A 15,382-nucleotide genomic window follows, 5' to 3' on the forward strand; every position below is an offset into this window, starting at 1 on the left:
GGAGCATTGATCAAGAGAATCGGCAGGCCGGCGATTGCGATCTGCATGGCAATCGCCCTGGTGGCGACATTGTCCTCGCCCGCCCAGGCTCATTACGTCTATGAGAAAGGCGAGATCTACAAATCGGCGGACGTGTGCGTCGACGGCCGCGCAGAAGTCTCGCACGGAGATGGAGGGGGCTACGCCCGCGCTGACACCTGGTCGGAAACCAGGGGCTTCGTCTACGGAGTTGGGTGGGTCAACTGCGCCGTGGGCTGGTCACGCCCCGCTGGTTACATCGCCGCCCGGTACGACTACTTGGTGTTCGACCTGAGTGCCGGAGTCTGGGGGCTGTGCCGCCAACTGGATTGGTGGTACGGCTCAGGCTCGCACCTAACCGTCGCCTGGAACTTCGGCAACAGGACACCGTGCGGAACCGCCTGGTACGCCACGATCGGCTGGTCAGCCGTCCGCAACGGCTCGACCTGGAACGGAGGAGAAATCGCCTCCGGCAACCACTGGCTCGATCCCCCTCTCACCCTGACTGCTCAACACTCCGCTCAACCCCCGCGCCCCGCATGGGTACGTAAGAACGGAACCATCGACAGCGCGAAGTTCCCCGATGAACTCCCCGTCATGAGCGACGACGGCCGGCTTCGCCGCGACGGCACCGGAGCACCCGTCCTCACCCCGATCAGCAAGGTCCCCCCATTGGTGGCAGATGCGGAAGCCTTGCAAGGTTCCGCTGAGGCCGAACGGACCGTGATCGTAGAAAACGGAGTGCGCACCGAGATCATCGAGGTGGCACCCACACGCCCAGCCACGTAACCATCCATCACGGCTTCCGCGTCGGGACGTCGAGCCGCCCCGACGCGGGCCGCTTGCGACCGGCAGAGCCACCATGTCCCCGCCGCCGATTCGGTGATGAGAGCAACGCCGCCGATCCCACGCCCCTCCTCGTCTCCTCCCGGACGCTGAGGCCGATCCGGATAACGGCCGGGCGGGCGGCGGTATCTCACGGGCAGCGGTTCCGAGACCTGGTCGCCCGACCTGCCGTCCGTGGCGCTCATCTGTCTTCGTGTGCCGGGCCGGCCTCGACCAGGCGCAGGCGGGCGGCGATCGAGTCCTGGCGGTGAGGCGGTGCTTCCTCGTGCAGGCTGCGCAGCAGGTCGCGGAGCCGGAGCTGGACCATGGGGCTGCGCGTGACGGCGATGACCTCGTCGAAGGCGAGGTGCAGGTAGTCCTCCCAGGTGGGCAGGGGGATCACGAGGCGGATCCGGCCTCGGGCGTCGGCCACGGACCCCACGTCGAGCGCCTTGCCCACCAGGCGGCGCAGCAGGTCGTGCGCGTGATCCAGGGCCTGGACGGCGGTGACCGGGTCGTTGATCGCCACCGAGACGGCCCGGAGCGCGATGTCGGCCAGCAGCCGGAACCCGAACGCGGTGTCCTGCGCGAAGGCGCGTTCGGCTCCGGTGCGGAAGTGCCGGAGCAGCAGCCGTTCGGGGATGGCGTGGTGGTGGACGTCGGCGAGCAGGTCGCCGTCGAAGAGCTGCGCCCCGATGGGGGCGCGCAGCACGATGACGGCGTCGTGGTGGGCCGCCAGGGAGACCAGCGCGGGCACGTCGATCTCCTGGAGCCTGGCCGGCCCACCGTGCCGGCGGACCGAGGACGCCGGGGAGGGCGGGCCGAGCGGCTCGCGGGCGGAATCGTCCTGGTAGGGCTGGGTGTAGACGATGTCCAGGACCCGGCGGGTACGCCGGTTGATCACGTTCAGGCAGGGCGCGAGCTGGATGGAGACGAAGGCGCGGATCTGCACGGTGCGCATGAGCAGCGCGGCGACGAGCGCGAGGAGTACGGCCAGCACGGGCACGGTGAGGGAGACCTCGCCGCGATGCGCGACCACGAGAGCCGCGGTGATTGCGTAGATGAACAGGCCGACGGCGAAGGCGAAGGTGCGCCAGACGATCGGATCGTCCCGGAACAGGGTGAGCCGCAGGCTGAAGGTGCCGGCGGCGAACTGCATGACCAGGAACAGCAGGGAGAAGATGAGGCTGGCCAGGCCCAGCACGCCGAACCCGATGGTGAACAGCGCCCCGGTGACGTCCTTGGTGGGCAGCGCCACCGTGGGAGGCAGGCCGGGCAGGATCAGCCCGGCGGCGAGCCCGGCCGAGGCGCAGACGACCTGGACCGCACTGGCCCGCAGCCGCCGCCGGGGACGCCGGAAGAGCGTCCGGGGAACGCGTTCCCTCATGAGGCGGCGGCACCCTTCTCCAGGCGGACGGCTTGCTTGTGGCATGCCCGCGGCGTGTCGGCGGCAAGGTCAGAAACGTGCCAACAGTTGATCACCGCACCCCCTGGACGCACCCGCGCGGATCTCAAGCGTGGTTGCTCGCCCGGTAGGCGGCGGCCGCGGCTTCGTTGGAGTCGTAGTAGGTCAGTTCGGTCAGGCCGTAGTGGGCGAGCAGGTGTCGCAGGCCGGTGGTGGCGCGGGAGATGGCGAAGGTGACGCCGCGTTCGCGCAGCGTGGCGACGGTCTCGCGGAGGGCTTGGGCGCCGGTGGTGTCGACGTCGGTGATCGCCTCGGCGTCCAGGACGATCCATCGGGCGCCGTCGCCGGCCAGGCGGGCGACCTCGGTCTTGAAGGTGCCGGCGTTGGCGAAGAAGAGCTGGCTCTCGAACCGGTAGACGGTCAGCGGCCCGGCCTCGTGCCCGCGTACGTACCGGCCGTGCCCGCCGGGACGGAGGGTGGCGGTGCTGGGGCGGGCGGCCCGCCGTACGACGTCCACGGCCGAGAGCAGGAAGGCGATGACGACGGCGGTGAGCGAGCCGAGCACCGGCACGCCGAGCAGGCACACGACGGCGATCCAGAACTCCGAGCGGCGCAGCCGCCACAACTCGGCCAGCTTGCGCACGTCGATGAGCCGGATGACGGCGACGGCGACGATGCCCGCCAGGGCGGTGTTGGGCAGGTAGGCGAGCACGCCGGAGAAGAAGGCGACCAGGACGGCGACCACGGCCGCGCAGACCACGCTCGGAAGCTGGGAGCGGGAGCCGGTGGCGTCCATGGCGGCGGTGCGCGAGGCGCTGGAACCGGTGGTCATCGACTGGGTGAGCCCGGCGGCGACGTTGGCCAGCCCGAACGCGCGTAGTTCCTGGTTGGCGTCGAGGCGGTAGCCGTGCTGTTCGGCGTAGCGGCGGGCGGTGAGCAGGCCGTCGGCCAGAGTGACGGCGCAGATCGCGATGGCGCCGGGGATGAGCCCCGCCCACTGCCCGAGGCTGATCGACGGCCAGTGCGGCATCGGCAGCCCGGACGGCACCCGGCCGAGGACCGACACGCCGTGCTTGTCGAGCCCGGCCCAGGCCACAGCCACGGTGGCGGCGACCAGCGCGATCAGCGGCCCCGGCAGCGCGGGCGCGAACTTCCGCAGCGCGACGATCACCACCACGGTCGCCACGCCGACGGCCACGCTCCACAGGTGCGCCTGCGGGATCTTCGTGATGATCTCCCACAGCTCCGGGAAGAATCGGTCGGCGGTGACGTGGACGCCGAGGATCTTCTCGACCTGGCTGGTGAGGATCTCGACCGCCAGCCCGGCGATGAACCCGACCAGCACCGGCTCGGACAGGAAATCGGCCAGGAAGCCCAGCTTGAATGCGTAGAACAGCAGGAACACCACCGCGCAGACGAGCGCCTGCGCGTAGGCCAGTTCGACGTACTGCGGGCTGCCGGGCCGGGCGGCCATCGCCACCAGCAGGGAGGCGATCAGCGCCGCGATCGGCGCGTCCGGGCTGGCCACGAGCTGGCGGGACGAGCACAGCAGCGCGAACACCAGCATCGGCACGATCGCCGTGTACAGGCCGACGACCGGCGGCAGGCCGGCGATCTGCGCGTAGCCGATGTTGAGCGGGATCGCCAGCGCAGCCAGCGTGACCCCGGCGGTGACCTCCCCGGGCCAGTTCAGCCGGCCCCGCATGCCCGCGGCGAACCACGTCACGGCAGCAGCCCGCCCAGCCCCTTGCCGATCAGCACCACGCCGATGACCAGCAGCAGCACGAACATCACCGTCGCGTTGTTCTGCTCCAGCCAGCCCTTGAGCCGATCCAGCGGCGCACGCATCCGGTCGGCCGCGACCGCGTACACCACGACCGGGACCGCCACGCTGCACGCGGCCAGCACCGTGAAGACGGCCAGCAACAGGACCGCGTGCGTGCCCCCCTGGGCGATGGCCACGCCGGCGGCCACGCACATCATGAGGTTCTTCGGGTTGACCGCCGCCAGAGCGGCCCCAAGCCCGGCGGCCTTGACGGCGGTGAGCCTGTCGATGGCCTTCATCCAGCCGGGCAGCCCGGGCCGCCCGCGTGACTTCCACTGCTTGCCGGCCAGGCCGAGCAGGACCAGCCCGAGCACCAGCTTGACCCACGACACCGCCGCGGAAGGCTCCCCCGACCCCGCCGACAGGCCGATCGCGCCGGCCAGCCAGATGAAGATCGCGGTCGCCACCACGATCCCGGCCACCCAGCCGATGAGGAACCCCATGCTGGTACCGCCCGCCTTGGGCGCCAGCAGCATCAGGATCACCGCGATGATCGGGATCGGGCTGATCGCCACGGCCAGCGCGAACGGCAGCAACTCCCCCAGCACCGCACCCATGCGGCTGGCCTACCCCTTTTGAGCAGGAACGATGCTCTCCCGGGCTTCCCTTGCCCCGGCCTTGGCTAGGAACCAGAGGTGTCCACAAGCTGGCCCGCCGTACCCGGATGGGGAGAACTGCGCGGATACCGTCGCACCTGGCTGCGCCCGGATCTGCTCGCCGCGCTGTCGCTGTGGGCGGTGCTGGTGCCGCAGGCGTTCGCCTACGCCCAGCTCGCCGGGCTGCCCGCGGCGGCCGGCCTCTACACGGCGCTGGGCGCGATCATCGGCTACGCGTTCTTCGGCGGCGCCCGCTTCCTCAACGTCGGCCCCGAATCGTCCGTCGCCATCGTGGTCGCCAGCGCCCTCGCCGCCGCACCGGGCCGCGACCAGCCCGCCGTGGCCGCCCAACTCGCCCTGCTGATCGCCGTCTTCCTGATGATCGGGTACGTGGTCCGCGCCGGTGTACTGATGCGCCTGCTCTCCACACCCGTCCTGACCGGCTACCTGGCGGGCTCCGGCGTGGTGATCATCGCCAGCCAGCTGAGCAAGGTGACCGGCATCCCGGCCGACGGCACGCCCCTGGCCAAGACCGGCACCGTCCTCAGCCACCTCACGGACCTGAACGTGTGGGCCCTGGCAAGCGCGGTCCTGACCGCCGCCGCCGTGCTGCTGCTCGGCCGCTACGCCAAACGCCTGCCCGGCCCGCTCGTCGCCCTGGTCGTCGCGACCGCCGTCGTCGCGCTGGCCGGGCTCGGCGACCGGCTCGACGTCCTCGGCCCCGCCGAAGGCGGCCTGCCGGTGCCTGGCCTGCCCTGGACCGGCCTGGCCGACACGGTGCGCCTGCTCGGCCCCGCGCTGAGCATCGCCCTGCTGGTGTACGCGAGCAGCGTCCTCACCGCGCGGTCCATGGCGGCCAAGGAAGGCAAGGACGCCGATCCGCAGCAGGAGTTCCTCGGCCTGGCGGCGGCCAACGCCGGAGCGGCGCTGCTCGGCGGCTTCCCCGCCAACGGCAGCGACTCGCGCAGCGCCCTGCTGGCCGGATCGGGGGCACGGACCCGGCTGGCCGGGCTCGGCGCCGCCGCCGCCGTGGTCGTCACCCTGCTGGTCCTGATGCCGCTGATCCGCGACCTGCCCCAGGCCGCGCTCGGCGCCGTCATCATCCTCACCGCCGCCCGCCTGATCGACCTGCCGGCCTTCCGCAGGCTCTGGCGGATCCGCCGCACCGACTTCGTGCTCGCCGCCGTCACCGCCCTCGGCGTGCTCATCTTCGGCGTGCTGGAGGGCATCGTGGTCGGCGTCGTCGTCTCGCTGCTGGAGGTGCTGCGCCGGGCGGTGCTGCCGTACACCGCGGTGCTCGGCCGTACCGGCGACGGGCACGCCTACCGCGACGTGGTCAACTACCGCGACGCCGAGACGCTGCCCGGCCTCGTCGTCTACCGCTTCGACGCGCCGCTGTTCTTCGCCAACGCCGACGTGCTCCGCACCGAGCTGCGCCGCCTGATGACCGACGCCGAACCGCCGGTGCGCCAGATCGTCCTCGACGCCGAAGCCGTCTACGACATGGACACCACCGGCGTCGAAGCCCTGCACCGCGTCGCCGACGACTGCGACCGCGCCGGCGCACGCCTGGCCTTCGCACGCACCCGCGTCCCCGTACGCGCCCTCATGCGCGACACCGGCCTCGACGACCGCATCCAGCACTACCAACGGGTGGCCGACGCGGTCGACGCCTACCGCGCCGAGCACCCCGGCCTCGAACCGGCGCGGCCGGGCCGCCCGCGCCGCCGCGGCCTCCTCCATCGGCTGCGCGCGCTGCTCGCCAGACGCCGGTCAGGGACCTAACAGTTGCGCGCACACGGGTGGACGACGAGCGCGAAGCCCTTCCCTCGCAAGACGCACCTGAGGGCGGCACAGCGCCGTCCCGGGCCTTCACGCCAAGGCGGCCTTCTGACCTGGTCAAATGCACGCCTGTCGATGTTGGAAGGGAGCGCTGACGGAAAGACCTGAATCGGGGCAAAGCCGCCGACGTGCCCCCTGGGCCGAACGGAGCTTGGCTGATGCGCGACAGTTCACCGCGATTTCCCGTCCACATGGACAGGAACCACCTGCCCGAACCGGAGTGGAGCTACGGGAACGCGAAGATCGGCACGTACGCCACCGAGTCCACCCCCGACTTCCCGAAGCCGAAGGAGGCGCCCGAAGGGGCGCCGAACATCCTGCTGATCCTGCTCGACGACGTGGGGTTCGGCTGGCCGAGCGTGAACGGCGGCCTGGTCAGGATGCCGACGGCCGAGCGGCTGGCCGCCGACGGACTGCTGTACAACCAGTTCCACACCACGGCGTTGTGCTCGCCGTCGCGCGCGGCGCTGCTGACCGGACGCAACCACCACACCGTGGCGACCGGCGTGATCCAGGAGATGGCCACCGGTTACCCTGGCTACAGCGGCATCATCCCCAAAGGCACCGCGACCTTCGCCGAGATCTCAAGCACGCCGGCTACACCTCGGCCTGGTTCGGCAAGAACCACAACGTGCCCGACAACCAGACGAGCCCGGCAGGCCCGTTCGACAACTGGCCGACCCGTCAAGGCTTCGACTACTTCTACGGGTTCATCGCCGGCGAGACCGACCAGTTCTTCCCCTCCCTGTACCGGGACACCCAGCCGGTCGAGCCTCCGGCGCCGCCGGAGGACGGCTACCAGCTCACCCGCGACCTGGCGGACGAGTGCGTCGGCTGGATCTCCAAGCAGAAGACGATCGCGCCCGGCCGTCCGTTCCTGGCCTACTTCTCTCCCGGTGCGGCGCACGCGCCGCAGCACCGTGCACCAGCGACAGCTCGATCGCGGCGTCATCCCGCCCGGCACCCGGCTCACCGATCGGCCCGAGCAGATCCCCTCATGGGACAGTCAACCGGCTGAGCATCGCCGCCTGTTCGCGCGGCAGGCGGAGAACTTCGCCGACTTCCTCGAACACACCGACCACGAGGTGGGCCGCGTCATCGACGCGATCGAGGACCTGGGCGAGCTGGACAACACCCTGGTGATCTACATCATCGGCGACAACGGCTCCAGCGGCGAAGGATCGCTGGTCGGCACCCCCAACGAGGTCATGAGCCTCAACGGCCGGCAGCCGTCGATCGAAGAGGCGATGGGCTTCCTCGACTCCTGGGGCCTGCCCGGCACCTCACCGCACTACGCCGTCGGCTGGGCCCACGCCGGCGACACGCCCTTCCAGTGGACCAAGCAGGTGGCCTCGCACTTCGGCGGCACCCGCAACAGCATGATCGTGTCGTGGCCCGCACGCATCTCCGGCACCGGCGAGATCCGCTCCCAGTTCCACCACATCATCGACGTCACGCCGACGCTGCTCGAAGTCGTCGGCGTGACGCATCCCACCGAGGTCAACGGCTCCGCCCAGAAACCCATCGAGGGAACGAGCTTCGCCTACACCTTCGACGCCGCCAACGCCGCCGCACCGAGCCGTCACACCCGGCAGTACTTCGAGATGATGGGCAACCGGGCGATGTACTCCGACGGCTGGATCGCCTCCTGCCGTCACGGCCGCCTGCCCTGGGAGACGGCGGGCTCCTACAGCTGGGACGACGACGTGTGGGAGCTCTACGACATCACCGGCGACTTCAGCCAGGCCGTCGACCTCGCCCGGCAGGAGCCGGAACGGCTGCGGGCGCTGCAGGACATGTTCATGGCCGAAGCCGCCCGCTACAACGTCCTGCCGCTCGACGACCGCTTCGCCGAACGACTCGACGTCACCCTGCGCCCCAGCCACTTCGCCGGCCGTGACCGCGTCACCTTCCGCGAGGGCATGGTGCGCCTGCCGGAAGGCAGCGGGCCCAAGCTCGTCAGCGTCCCGCTCACCGTCACGGCCACGGTCGACGTCCCGGACTCCGGCACCGAGGGCGTGATCTTCGCCATCGGCGGCGACGCCGCCGGCTGGTCGCTGTTCGGCTGGAAGGGCAAGGCCCGCTTCCACTACAACTTCTTCGGCATCCAGCGCCACGACCTGCTCTCACCCGACACGCTCACACCCGGCGAGCACACCATCGCGGTGACGATCACGCCGCGGACCGATCGGCCGGGCGGCCCCGCGGACGTCACGATGGCCGTCGACGGCACACTCGCAGGCGACCTGCACCTGCCCGAGCAGATCCCGCAGAGGTGCGGCACCGAATGCATGGACGTCGGCATGGACTGCGTCTCGCCCGTCTGCGACGACTACGCCGGCAAGGGCCTGTTCCCCTTCACCGGCAAGATCCACGAGGTCACCTTCGACTTCCCCGAGGTGACCCAGCCGACCGGCCACGAACGGCTTGAGCTGGCCACCCGGATGGACTGATCAGCCGCGCCAGGCGTGACGCCGGACGTCCGGTTCCGCTCAGCAACGCTCCGGCCGCGGATTCCGGCGATGATCAGGGTGGCGATCCAGTGGGCGAGGACACGAAGGCGGGTCATGTCACGCAGGCTGGGACACGCTCGGAACTCGTTCCCGGCGCAGCAGGTCCCGCCAATCGGCCGGCCAGTTGATCAGCGCGAAGATGACCATGATCACCAGGTTGGCCGGGGCGGCGACGCGTTCATGGACTTCGCTGCCGGCCACGATGTGCGTCGTGGTCGCGGCGGTGAGGACCAGGATCAGGGCTGTCGCGCCGAGGAACTTGAATCGCCGGCGCGGAATGACCAGCAATACGGCGCACACTCCCTCGATGGCCCCGACCACGAATCTGAACCAGGACGGGTAACCCCACTCCACGAACTTCACCGAGTACGCCGGCCCGAAGAACGTGGGGCCGGGCCAGTACTTCGTAACGAAGCCCAGGAAGAACGTGGTCGCCACGAACCAGTAGAAGGCCGTGAGCAGCCGTCGCGGCCACACGCGGGTGGGCATGATGATTTCCTCCGCAGTAATTCGTTCGGAAAAGGGCTATCGGCAGTTCAGGCCGGTTGGATCTCGATGCCGGCGACGTGCCAGTACGCGACGGGCCCGGGCCGATGTCCTGGCCGTTGGCGGAGAACCGACGTAGTACGTACGGCTCGTCCGTGTACGGCTCGACGCCCAGCAGGGCGCTGCACATGGCCTTGGCGGCGGCGAGGTTGTCCGCCGGGTGAATGACGGTCTTGATGCCATCGGTCATGGCGTACTCCTCGTGGTTGTCGGTCACATCGGCGCAGGCCGGCTGGTCATAGAGATGACCCGACCCGACGAAGGAATGTGACCGATGGGTGAGCACGAGATCCTGGCCGGCCGATTCGAGGAGCATCGCCGTCATCTGCGGGCGGTGGCCTGCCAACTGCTCGGTTCACCGAGCGAGGCCGATGACGCCGTCCAGGAGGCGTGGCTGCGGCTCAGCCGCTCCGACACCAGCGAGGTGGAGAATCTGCGGGGGTGGCTGACCACGGTCGTCGCGCGCGTTTCGCTGAACATGCTGCGCTCGCGCACCACCCTGCGCGAAGACCTGCTGGAGGCGGCGCCTCCGGACGCGGCCGACGACGGCGGGAGCGATCCGGAGCAGGCCGCGTTGGTGTCCGACTCGGTCGGTCTGGCGATGCAGGTGGTGCTGGACATGCTCGCTCCCGCCGAGCGGCTGGCCTTCGTCCTGCATGACGTCTTCGCCGTGCCGTTCGAGGAGATCGCACCGATCGTGGATCGCAACACGGCCGCGACCAGGAAGCTCGCCAGCAGGGCCCGGCGGCGGGTCCAGGGGGCGGACCCGCCGACCGGCGCCGACCTGCTGCGGCAGCGGGAGATCGTCGGCGCCTTCCTCGCGGCCTCGCGGGGCGGTGACTTCGGCGCCTTGCTCGCGTTGCTCGACCCGGACGTGGTGCTGCACGCCGATCGGGCGGCCGTGCTGACGGGCGCGTCCAGGCGGCTCCGCGGTTCCCCGGCGGTGGCCGAGACCTTCAGCGGCCGAGCCCAGGGCGCCCGACTGGCGCTGGTCGACGGGGCCGCCGGAGCCGTCTGGTCAGCGGGCGGGCGGGCGCGCATGGCGTTCGACTTCACGATCACGGCGGGGCGGATCACCGAGATCAACCTGATCGCCGATCTCGATCACCTGCGCGCACTCGACCTGGAAGTCATCGAGGAGGCTGGGGCGACCGCTCAGGCGCTCGGCGGTCAGGCGTCCTGAGCGTCCCCAGCGACGTTGCCGATCGGCGCAACGTCCAGCGGAAGCCTGCGCGAGGTCGACGCGTAACTGGCGCTGATCGACCCCGGCGGCCCCGCGCCATCTCTAGTGGGGTTCTCGTAGCCCCGATAGACACATGAAACTTAACCGAAACGGTCGCCGACCTGCACGGACCACCTGGCGGAAACGGCGGGCCGCTCGTCGCGGAGCTGTTCTGCGGCTCGGGCAACCTGGGCCTGCATCTCGGCCGCACGCTCGGCACAGCGGTGCACGCGGCGGAGCTGGAGCCTCGATTGGTTGTACGCCAGCCCCACCGGAAACTTCGACCACGACGGCCCGCGAGTCGGCCACTACCGGGTCGGTGGCCCTGCGGGCATCGGCCTCATTTCCTATGCCGACTTCGCCATCGCCCTGCTCGACGAGATCGACACCCCCAAGCACCACCGCACCCAGATCGCTTTCACCAACTGATCCCACGGGCGAAGCGGCGACTGCTCGACGACTGAGCGGTGGGGGCGCCCAGACAGACCCACCACGTCGAGCGAACAAGCGACGAGTAAGGTCACTCCGGGAACAGCCCTTCCGAAGTAGCCTGGCCGCATGCCGTCCTCCACCCCCAGCTCGGCCTCGCTCGGCCCGGCTCCGGATCGCGCTGAAATCACATCACGATAGGTGGTCGGGCCTCCCGACCGGTGGTGCTCACCGTGCTCGCCGCACTGTTGGGGACGGAACGCGAATACGTCCGCGACCGCACCCTGGAAGGCCACGAATCCGCCCGCGCCCGCGGCAAAGCCATCGGCGGCGCCGCCGTCACCGACGAGCCCATGCTCTCCACGGCCCTGCACCTGCGCGACCATGACCAGCAGAGCGCGACCTGACCGGCCCGGCCCGTCAGCGCCCGGGGAACGGCTGAAACGCGGGAGCTATGGCAGGTGGATCGCCTCGGCCGCGCGGCGGCAGACCGGGTACACCGGGTTCCCGCCCACGTCCAGCCCCTCCACCAGCCGGTCTTCGATCACCACAATGTCCCACCGGCCCGTCAGCCACGGCCATGACCTCTCATGGGTGTCCTCTGGCGTTGCTGGCGAAGAGGCGCACGGACGGCGGAGCCGTCGCGGGGAAGATGCCCAGGGCGTGCTTCCCTGAACGCACTCCGAATATGATCAACTACCAGGTCGTTCCATGTCACAAGATCAGCGACAGAGCCCTTTTCGGTCGTACTCGCCTCTGCACACCAGCCAGTCCGCCGACACCTGGCGACGACTCTCCGCAGGCGACTGGGCCGACTACGCCGCCGAAGTCAGCCGCCGAAGTCAGCCGTCGCACTTCACCGCAAACAACAGCCGGACCACGAACAAGGAGCGAACCATGAGATTCGACGACCATCGCGTTGTCATCACTGCCGCTGGCCGCGACTTCGGGAGAACTCTGGCGATCCGGCTCGCAGACCTCGGCGCGGAGGTCTTCCTGTCCGCACGCAGCCTCGCTGCCGCTGAGCGTGTCCGCGATGAGATCCGCGACCGAGGCCATCGGCAGGTCCACGCCTATGCCTGCAACCTGACGGATCCCGCCTCGATCCGCGACTTCGCGTCCGGTGTCTCCCAGCTCACCGACCGCGTCGACCTCCTGATCAACAACGGTTCGCGCTACCTCCACGGGCCGGACCTCCAGTCAGCCTCCGACGCCGATGTGGTCGACACCATCGCGTCCGGCGCAACGGGCACGGTCCTGACCGTGAAGAACTTCCTCCCTCTCCTGCTCAACTCGGCCAAGCCGGATGTGGTGACGATGGTCTCCGCCTGCGGAACGGCCGGACATCACCGCTCGGATGCGCACGACGCCTTCTATGCAGCCAAGAGCGCTCAAGCCGGGTTCACAGAGATCCTCTCCAAGCGCCTGCGGCCACAGGGAGTCCGGGTGATATCGCTCTACCCACCCGACTTCGACAACACCGACCCTCTGTCTGAGGAGTGGAAGTCCACGCCACGGGAGGCCAAGGACGCCCTCACCGCACAGTCTCTCGTGGAGTGCATCCTCTTCGCAGTCAGCCAGCCCCGTGACTGCTTCATCAAGGAATTCCATTTCGAACAGGTCTGAGCGCTCGCATCCTCAAGCAAGGCTGACGTCGGCTCCTCGCCCCGGATCCGGACGACCCTGTGCTTGGCCAGATGCCATGCCACATCGCCGGCTGCGACCGGCCCTGCGTCCAGGACCGCCCAGGTCGCCGAGCGGATGCCGGCCAGGCCCGGCGCGGTGGGCGGCGACTGACTGCCGCTGGACCTGCGGGTCGATCCGGGCTGGCCAGGGCCACCTTCATGCCATGGCAGCCGTCTCGGACGCATCACGACCTCCAACGACCAGCCAAGGAGCCCCGTCATGACCCCGCTCGAACGCGCCCTCGCCGAAGCGCTCACGGAAATCGTCATCGGGCGACGACGCGGCCATCACACCCGAGGACAAGATGGAGGTGCTGGAGCCGTGATCAATCGTCGTTCCGGTTGATCTCGATCTTCCGAAGCGACGGAACCAGTAACGTCACCAGCATCGCCGCCGCTGCCACCCCGCCGCCGGTGACGGCGACCGCTGCCGTTCCGAATGCTGCGGCGAGGAATGGGGTGGACAGCTGTCCTATGGGGATGGACACAGAGGACCAGAACTCGTCGTGGGCGCCGACCCGGGAGAGCAGCCGCTCCGGAATGTGGGTGTTATTGACGGTCTCCCACACGACGGTGAAGAACTCGGCGACCACGCCCGCCACGAATGCCGCCACGGCCAGCCAGAAGGTGTTCGCGCCGGCACCGAGCAGGATCAGCGGGACGGCGGCCAGCGACATCGAGGCCAGTGCCGGCACCATCGGCCGCCGCACCGTCACCCTCACCATCACCACACTCGCCAGCAGCGCCCCGACACCGCGAGCGCTCAGCACCACTCCCCAGCCCGCAGCGCCGATCGTGTCCTCGGCAATCACCGGGCCCAGAATCTGCCAGACACCCATGTTGAGGGCGTTGAACACGGCAAAGGCCGACGTCACCGCCCAGATCCACGGCTGGGAGCTGAAGTAGCCCCAGCCCTCCCGCAGTTCGCCGAGCATCGTCGAGCCACCCTCGCTGCGCGGTGGCAGGTCCGGCAACGACATCCGGGCGAAGCACGCGGCCGCAAGGAGGAAGGACACCGCGTCCACGGCGATCGCCCAGCCGCCGCCCACGGAAGCGGTCAGCAGGCCGGCTGCCGTCGGCCCGATGATCCGCGTGGTGTTCCTGACGGAGGCCAGCAGGGAACTGGCCCGCTGAATGCCGCGTCCTGCCGTCAGATTCGCGACGATGCCGCGCAGCGCCGGCGTGGTCAGTCCCTGAAAGATGCCGTTGACGGCGGACAGCGGCAGCAGGAACGCCGGGTGCTGCTCGGTCAGGAGGAGGAGCGCGACGCCGACCTGGGTAAGGCCGGCACCCAGGCTGGTGAGGCACAGCACGGTGTCGCGCCGATAGCGGTCGGCGATACCGCCGCCGAGTAGCAGCGCCGCGGCCATCGGGACCAAGGCCGCAGTGGTGACCGCTGACAGCCAGGCCGCACTGCCGGTGACCTCCAGGACGCCGAACGCCAGGGCCACAGGCGACATGGCACTGCCGACCATGGAGACCGACTGGCCGCCCAGAAACCACCGGAAGGCGGCTGAGCGGAGCGGCCGCCCGGACACGGGGCCAGTACGAGATACCGGCAACGCGTCCCCTTTCAGATGTTTGATGATCTCGGCTCTCTGGCGCATCTGGTGCGGGCTCCGAGGCGCGACCACCACTCAGAAGTTCGATGAGGAACGCTCAACCTTCACAGGCTCTGGTGGGTCGACGTCAGCGATGCCGTCGCAGAACTTCTGCGCCTCAACACTCAGAGGGTGCCTCGGATCCTCAAAATAGCGATCTTCAAGGAAGATCTCAGGGGCACGTTGCCAGGGACTGTCACGTTGGTGATCGGGAGCCTGATTGGTCGTTGCCCGACGCGAGGGGCAGCAGGCAGGTCAGTACGGTGGTCAGCGCTCGTTCGACGGTCTCCGCATCGATCTCTTCAGGATCGGCGATGTGCTCGTTGACCAGGCCGTTGGTCAGGCAGTGCAGGATGAGCGCGGCCTGGTCGAGATCCACGGCGGGGCGGGCGCCGGTACGCCCGGCGACTTCGGCGATCGAGCGGGCGGCACCTTCGCGCTGGGCGCGGCGCATCGGGGTGAGGATCTCCCTGGTGGGCTCGTCGCGGGCCGCGCGGGCCGCGAATTCCAGGCCGAGGTGCCCCCGGCCGTCGTCTTCCACGATCCGCCGGGCGACCAGCGACGCCACCCGGCCGATCAGCGTGGGCAGGTCGTCGGTGTCGCGGATCTCCTCCCGCACGGCGGCCAGTTCCGTCTCGGCGCTGTCGCCGAGGATGGCGCCGAACAGTTCCTGTTTGCCGCCGAAGTTCGAGTAGACGGCCCCTTTGGTGAAGCCGGCGCCGGCCGCGATGTCCTCGATGCGGGCGTCGGCGTAGCCGCGTTCGGCGAACACTCGCGCTGCCTCGGCCAGCAGCCGGCGGCGTACCTCCTCGCGCGGCAGACGCCGGTTCGGGCTTGTCTCGTGCTCAGCGTTCACGCTCACAGCATACCGAAAG

Annotated in this window: 13 protein-coding genes and 2 pseudogenes; 9 read left to right on the forward strand and 6 right to left on the reverse strand. The window is 69.7% G+C overall.

What is annotated here, in order from left to right; translation table 11 throughout:
• Window positions 1-6 precede the first annotated feature (6 nt).
• The gene (locus ADY59_RS49485) at window positions 7-807 is read left to right on the forward strand and encodes a hypothetical protein (RefSeq protein ID WP_156325216.1); all 801 of its coding nucleotides are present in this window, start codon (window positions 7-9) and stop codon (window positions 805-807) included.
• Between the two features lie 238 nt (window positions 808-1,045).
• Here the strand turns inward: ADY59_RS49485 and ADY59_RS00835 are convergent, their stop codons facing one another.
• The 3 genes from ADY59_RS00835 to ADY59_RS00845 all read right to left on the reverse strand — a co-directional run bounded on the left by ADY59_RS00835 (window position 1,046) and on the right by ADY59_RS00845 (window position 4,630).
• Window positions 1,046-2,230, reverse strand: coding sequence for a DUF2254 family protein (locus ADY59_RS00835; RefSeq protein WP_049556416.1), 1,185 nt, complete (start codon window positions 2,228-2,230; stop codon window positions 1,046-1,048).
• A gap of 124 nt (window positions 2,231-2,354) precedes the next feature.
• Window positions 2,355-3,974, reverse strand: a complete 1,620-nt coding sequence (locus ADY59_RS00840) for a SulP family inorganic anion transporter (RefSeq protein ID WP_049556418.1) — start codon at window positions 3,972-3,974, stop codon at window positions 2,355-2,357.
• Window positions 3,971-4,630 (reverse strand): GAP family protein, encoded by a 660-nt coding sequence (locus ADY59_RS00845; RefSeq protein ID WP_049556419.1) that lies wholly within the window; start codon window positions 4,628-4,630, stop codon window positions 3,971-3,973. The genes ADY59_RS00840 and ADY59_RS00845 overlap by 4 nt, the downstream gene beginning before the upstream one ends.
• Window positions 4,631-4,708: 78 nt before the next feature.
• On the opposite strand from ADY59_RS00845, the gene ADY59_RS00850 reads away from it, so the two are divergent.
• The 4 genes and pseudogenes from ADY59_RS00850 to ADY59_RS00855 all read left to right on the forward strand — a co-directional run bounded on the left by ADY59_RS00850 (window position 4,709) and on the right by ADY59_RS00855 (window position 8,964).
• Window positions 4,709-6,454, forward strand: a complete 1,746-nt coding sequence (locus ADY59_RS00850) for a SulP family inorganic anion transporter (RefSeq protein ID WP_049556421.1) — start codon at window positions 4,709-4,711, stop codon at window positions 6,452-6,454.
• Window positions 6,455-6,702: 248 nt separating this feature from the next.
• Window positions 6,703-6,999: pseudogene (locus tag ADY59_RS53840) on the forward strand (sulfatase-like hydrolase/transferase); the annotation flags it as partial.
• Window positions 6,957-7,379: pseudogene (locus ADY59_RS53660) on the forward strand (sulfatase-like hydrolase/transferase); the annotation flags it as partial. The pseudogenes ADY59_RS53840 and ADY59_RS53660, both read left to right, overlap by 43 nt.
• Before the next feature lie 28 nt (window positions 7,380-7,407).
• The gene (locus tag ADY59_RS00855) at window positions 7,408-8,964 is read left to right on the forward strand and encodes a sulfatase-like hydrolase/transferase (RefSeq protein ID WP_231618476.1); all 1,557 of its coding nucleotides are present in this window, start codon (window positions 7,408-7,410) and stop codon (window positions 8,962-8,964) included.
• A 117-nt stretch (window positions 8,965-9,081) separates the two neighbouring features.
• Here the strand turns inward: ADY59_RS00855 and ADY59_RS00860 are convergent, their stop codons facing one another.
• On the reverse strand, window positions 9,082-9,513 hold the full coding sequence (locus ADY59_RS00860) for a DoxX family protein (protein ID WP_049556423.1): 432 nt from the start codon (window positions 9,511-9,513) through the stop codon (window positions 9,082-9,084).
• Between the two features lie 331 nt (window positions 9,514-9,844).
• Between ADY59_RS00860 and ADY59_RS00865 the strand changes: the two genes are divergently transcribed.
• The 4 genes from ADY59_RS00865 to ADY59_RS00880 all read left to right on the forward strand — a co-directional run bounded on the left by ADY59_RS00865 (window position 9,845) and on the right by ADY59_RS00880 (window position 12,847).
• Window positions 9,845-10,753: a sigma-70 family RNA polymerase sigma factor gene (locus tag ADY59_RS00865; protein ID WP_049556426.1), complete on the forward strand. Its 909-nt coding sequence runs from the start codon at window positions 9,845-9,847 to the stop codon at window positions 10,751-10,753.
• Window positions 10,754-11,047: 294 nt separating this feature from the next.
• A complete protein-coding gene (locus ADY59_RS49490) occupies window positions 11,048-11,221 on the forward strand; it encodes a hypothetical protein (protein WP_156325217.1) in 174 nt (57 codons plus the stop codon).
• A gap of 233 nt (window positions 11,222-11,454) precedes the next feature.
• The gene (locus ADY59_RS00875; protein WP_156325218.1) at window positions 11,455-11,628 is read left to right on the forward strand and encodes a hypothetical protein; all 174 of its coding nucleotides are present in this window, start codon (window positions 11,455-11,457) and stop codon (window positions 11,626-11,628) included.
• 490 nt (window positions 11,629-12,118) lie between these two features.
• A complete protein-coding gene (locus ADY59_RS00880; protein WP_049556428.1) occupies window positions 12,119-12,847 on the forward strand; it encodes an SDR family oxidoreductase in 729 nt (242 codons plus the stop codon).
• A gap of 385 nt (window positions 12,848-13,232) precedes the next feature.
• Here the strand turns inward: ADY59_RS00880 and ADY59_RS00885 are convergent, their stop codons facing one another.
• Both ADY59_RS00885 and ADY59_RS00890 read right to left on the reverse strand, forming a co-directional pair.
• The gene (locus ADY59_RS00885; protein WP_156325219.1) at window positions 13,233-14,513 is read right to left on the reverse strand and encodes an MFS transporter; all 1,281 of its coding nucleotides are present in this window, start codon (window positions 14,511-14,513) and stop codon (window positions 13,233-13,235) included.
• A 190-nt stretch (window positions 14,514-14,703) separates the two neighbouring features.
• The gene (locus ADY59_RS00890) at window positions 14,704-15,363 is read right to left on the reverse strand and encodes a TetR/AcrR family transcriptional regulator (protein WP_049556655.1); all 660 of its coding nucleotides are present in this window, start codon (window positions 15,361-15,363) and stop codon (window positions 14,704-14,706) included.
• Window positions 15,364-15,382 lie beyond the last annotated feature (19 nt).

The organism is Nonomuraea sp. SBT364, assembly GCF_001083785.1.
Lineage (GTDB): Bacteria > Actinomycetota > Actinomycetes > Streptosporangiales > Streptosporangiaceae > Nonomuraea.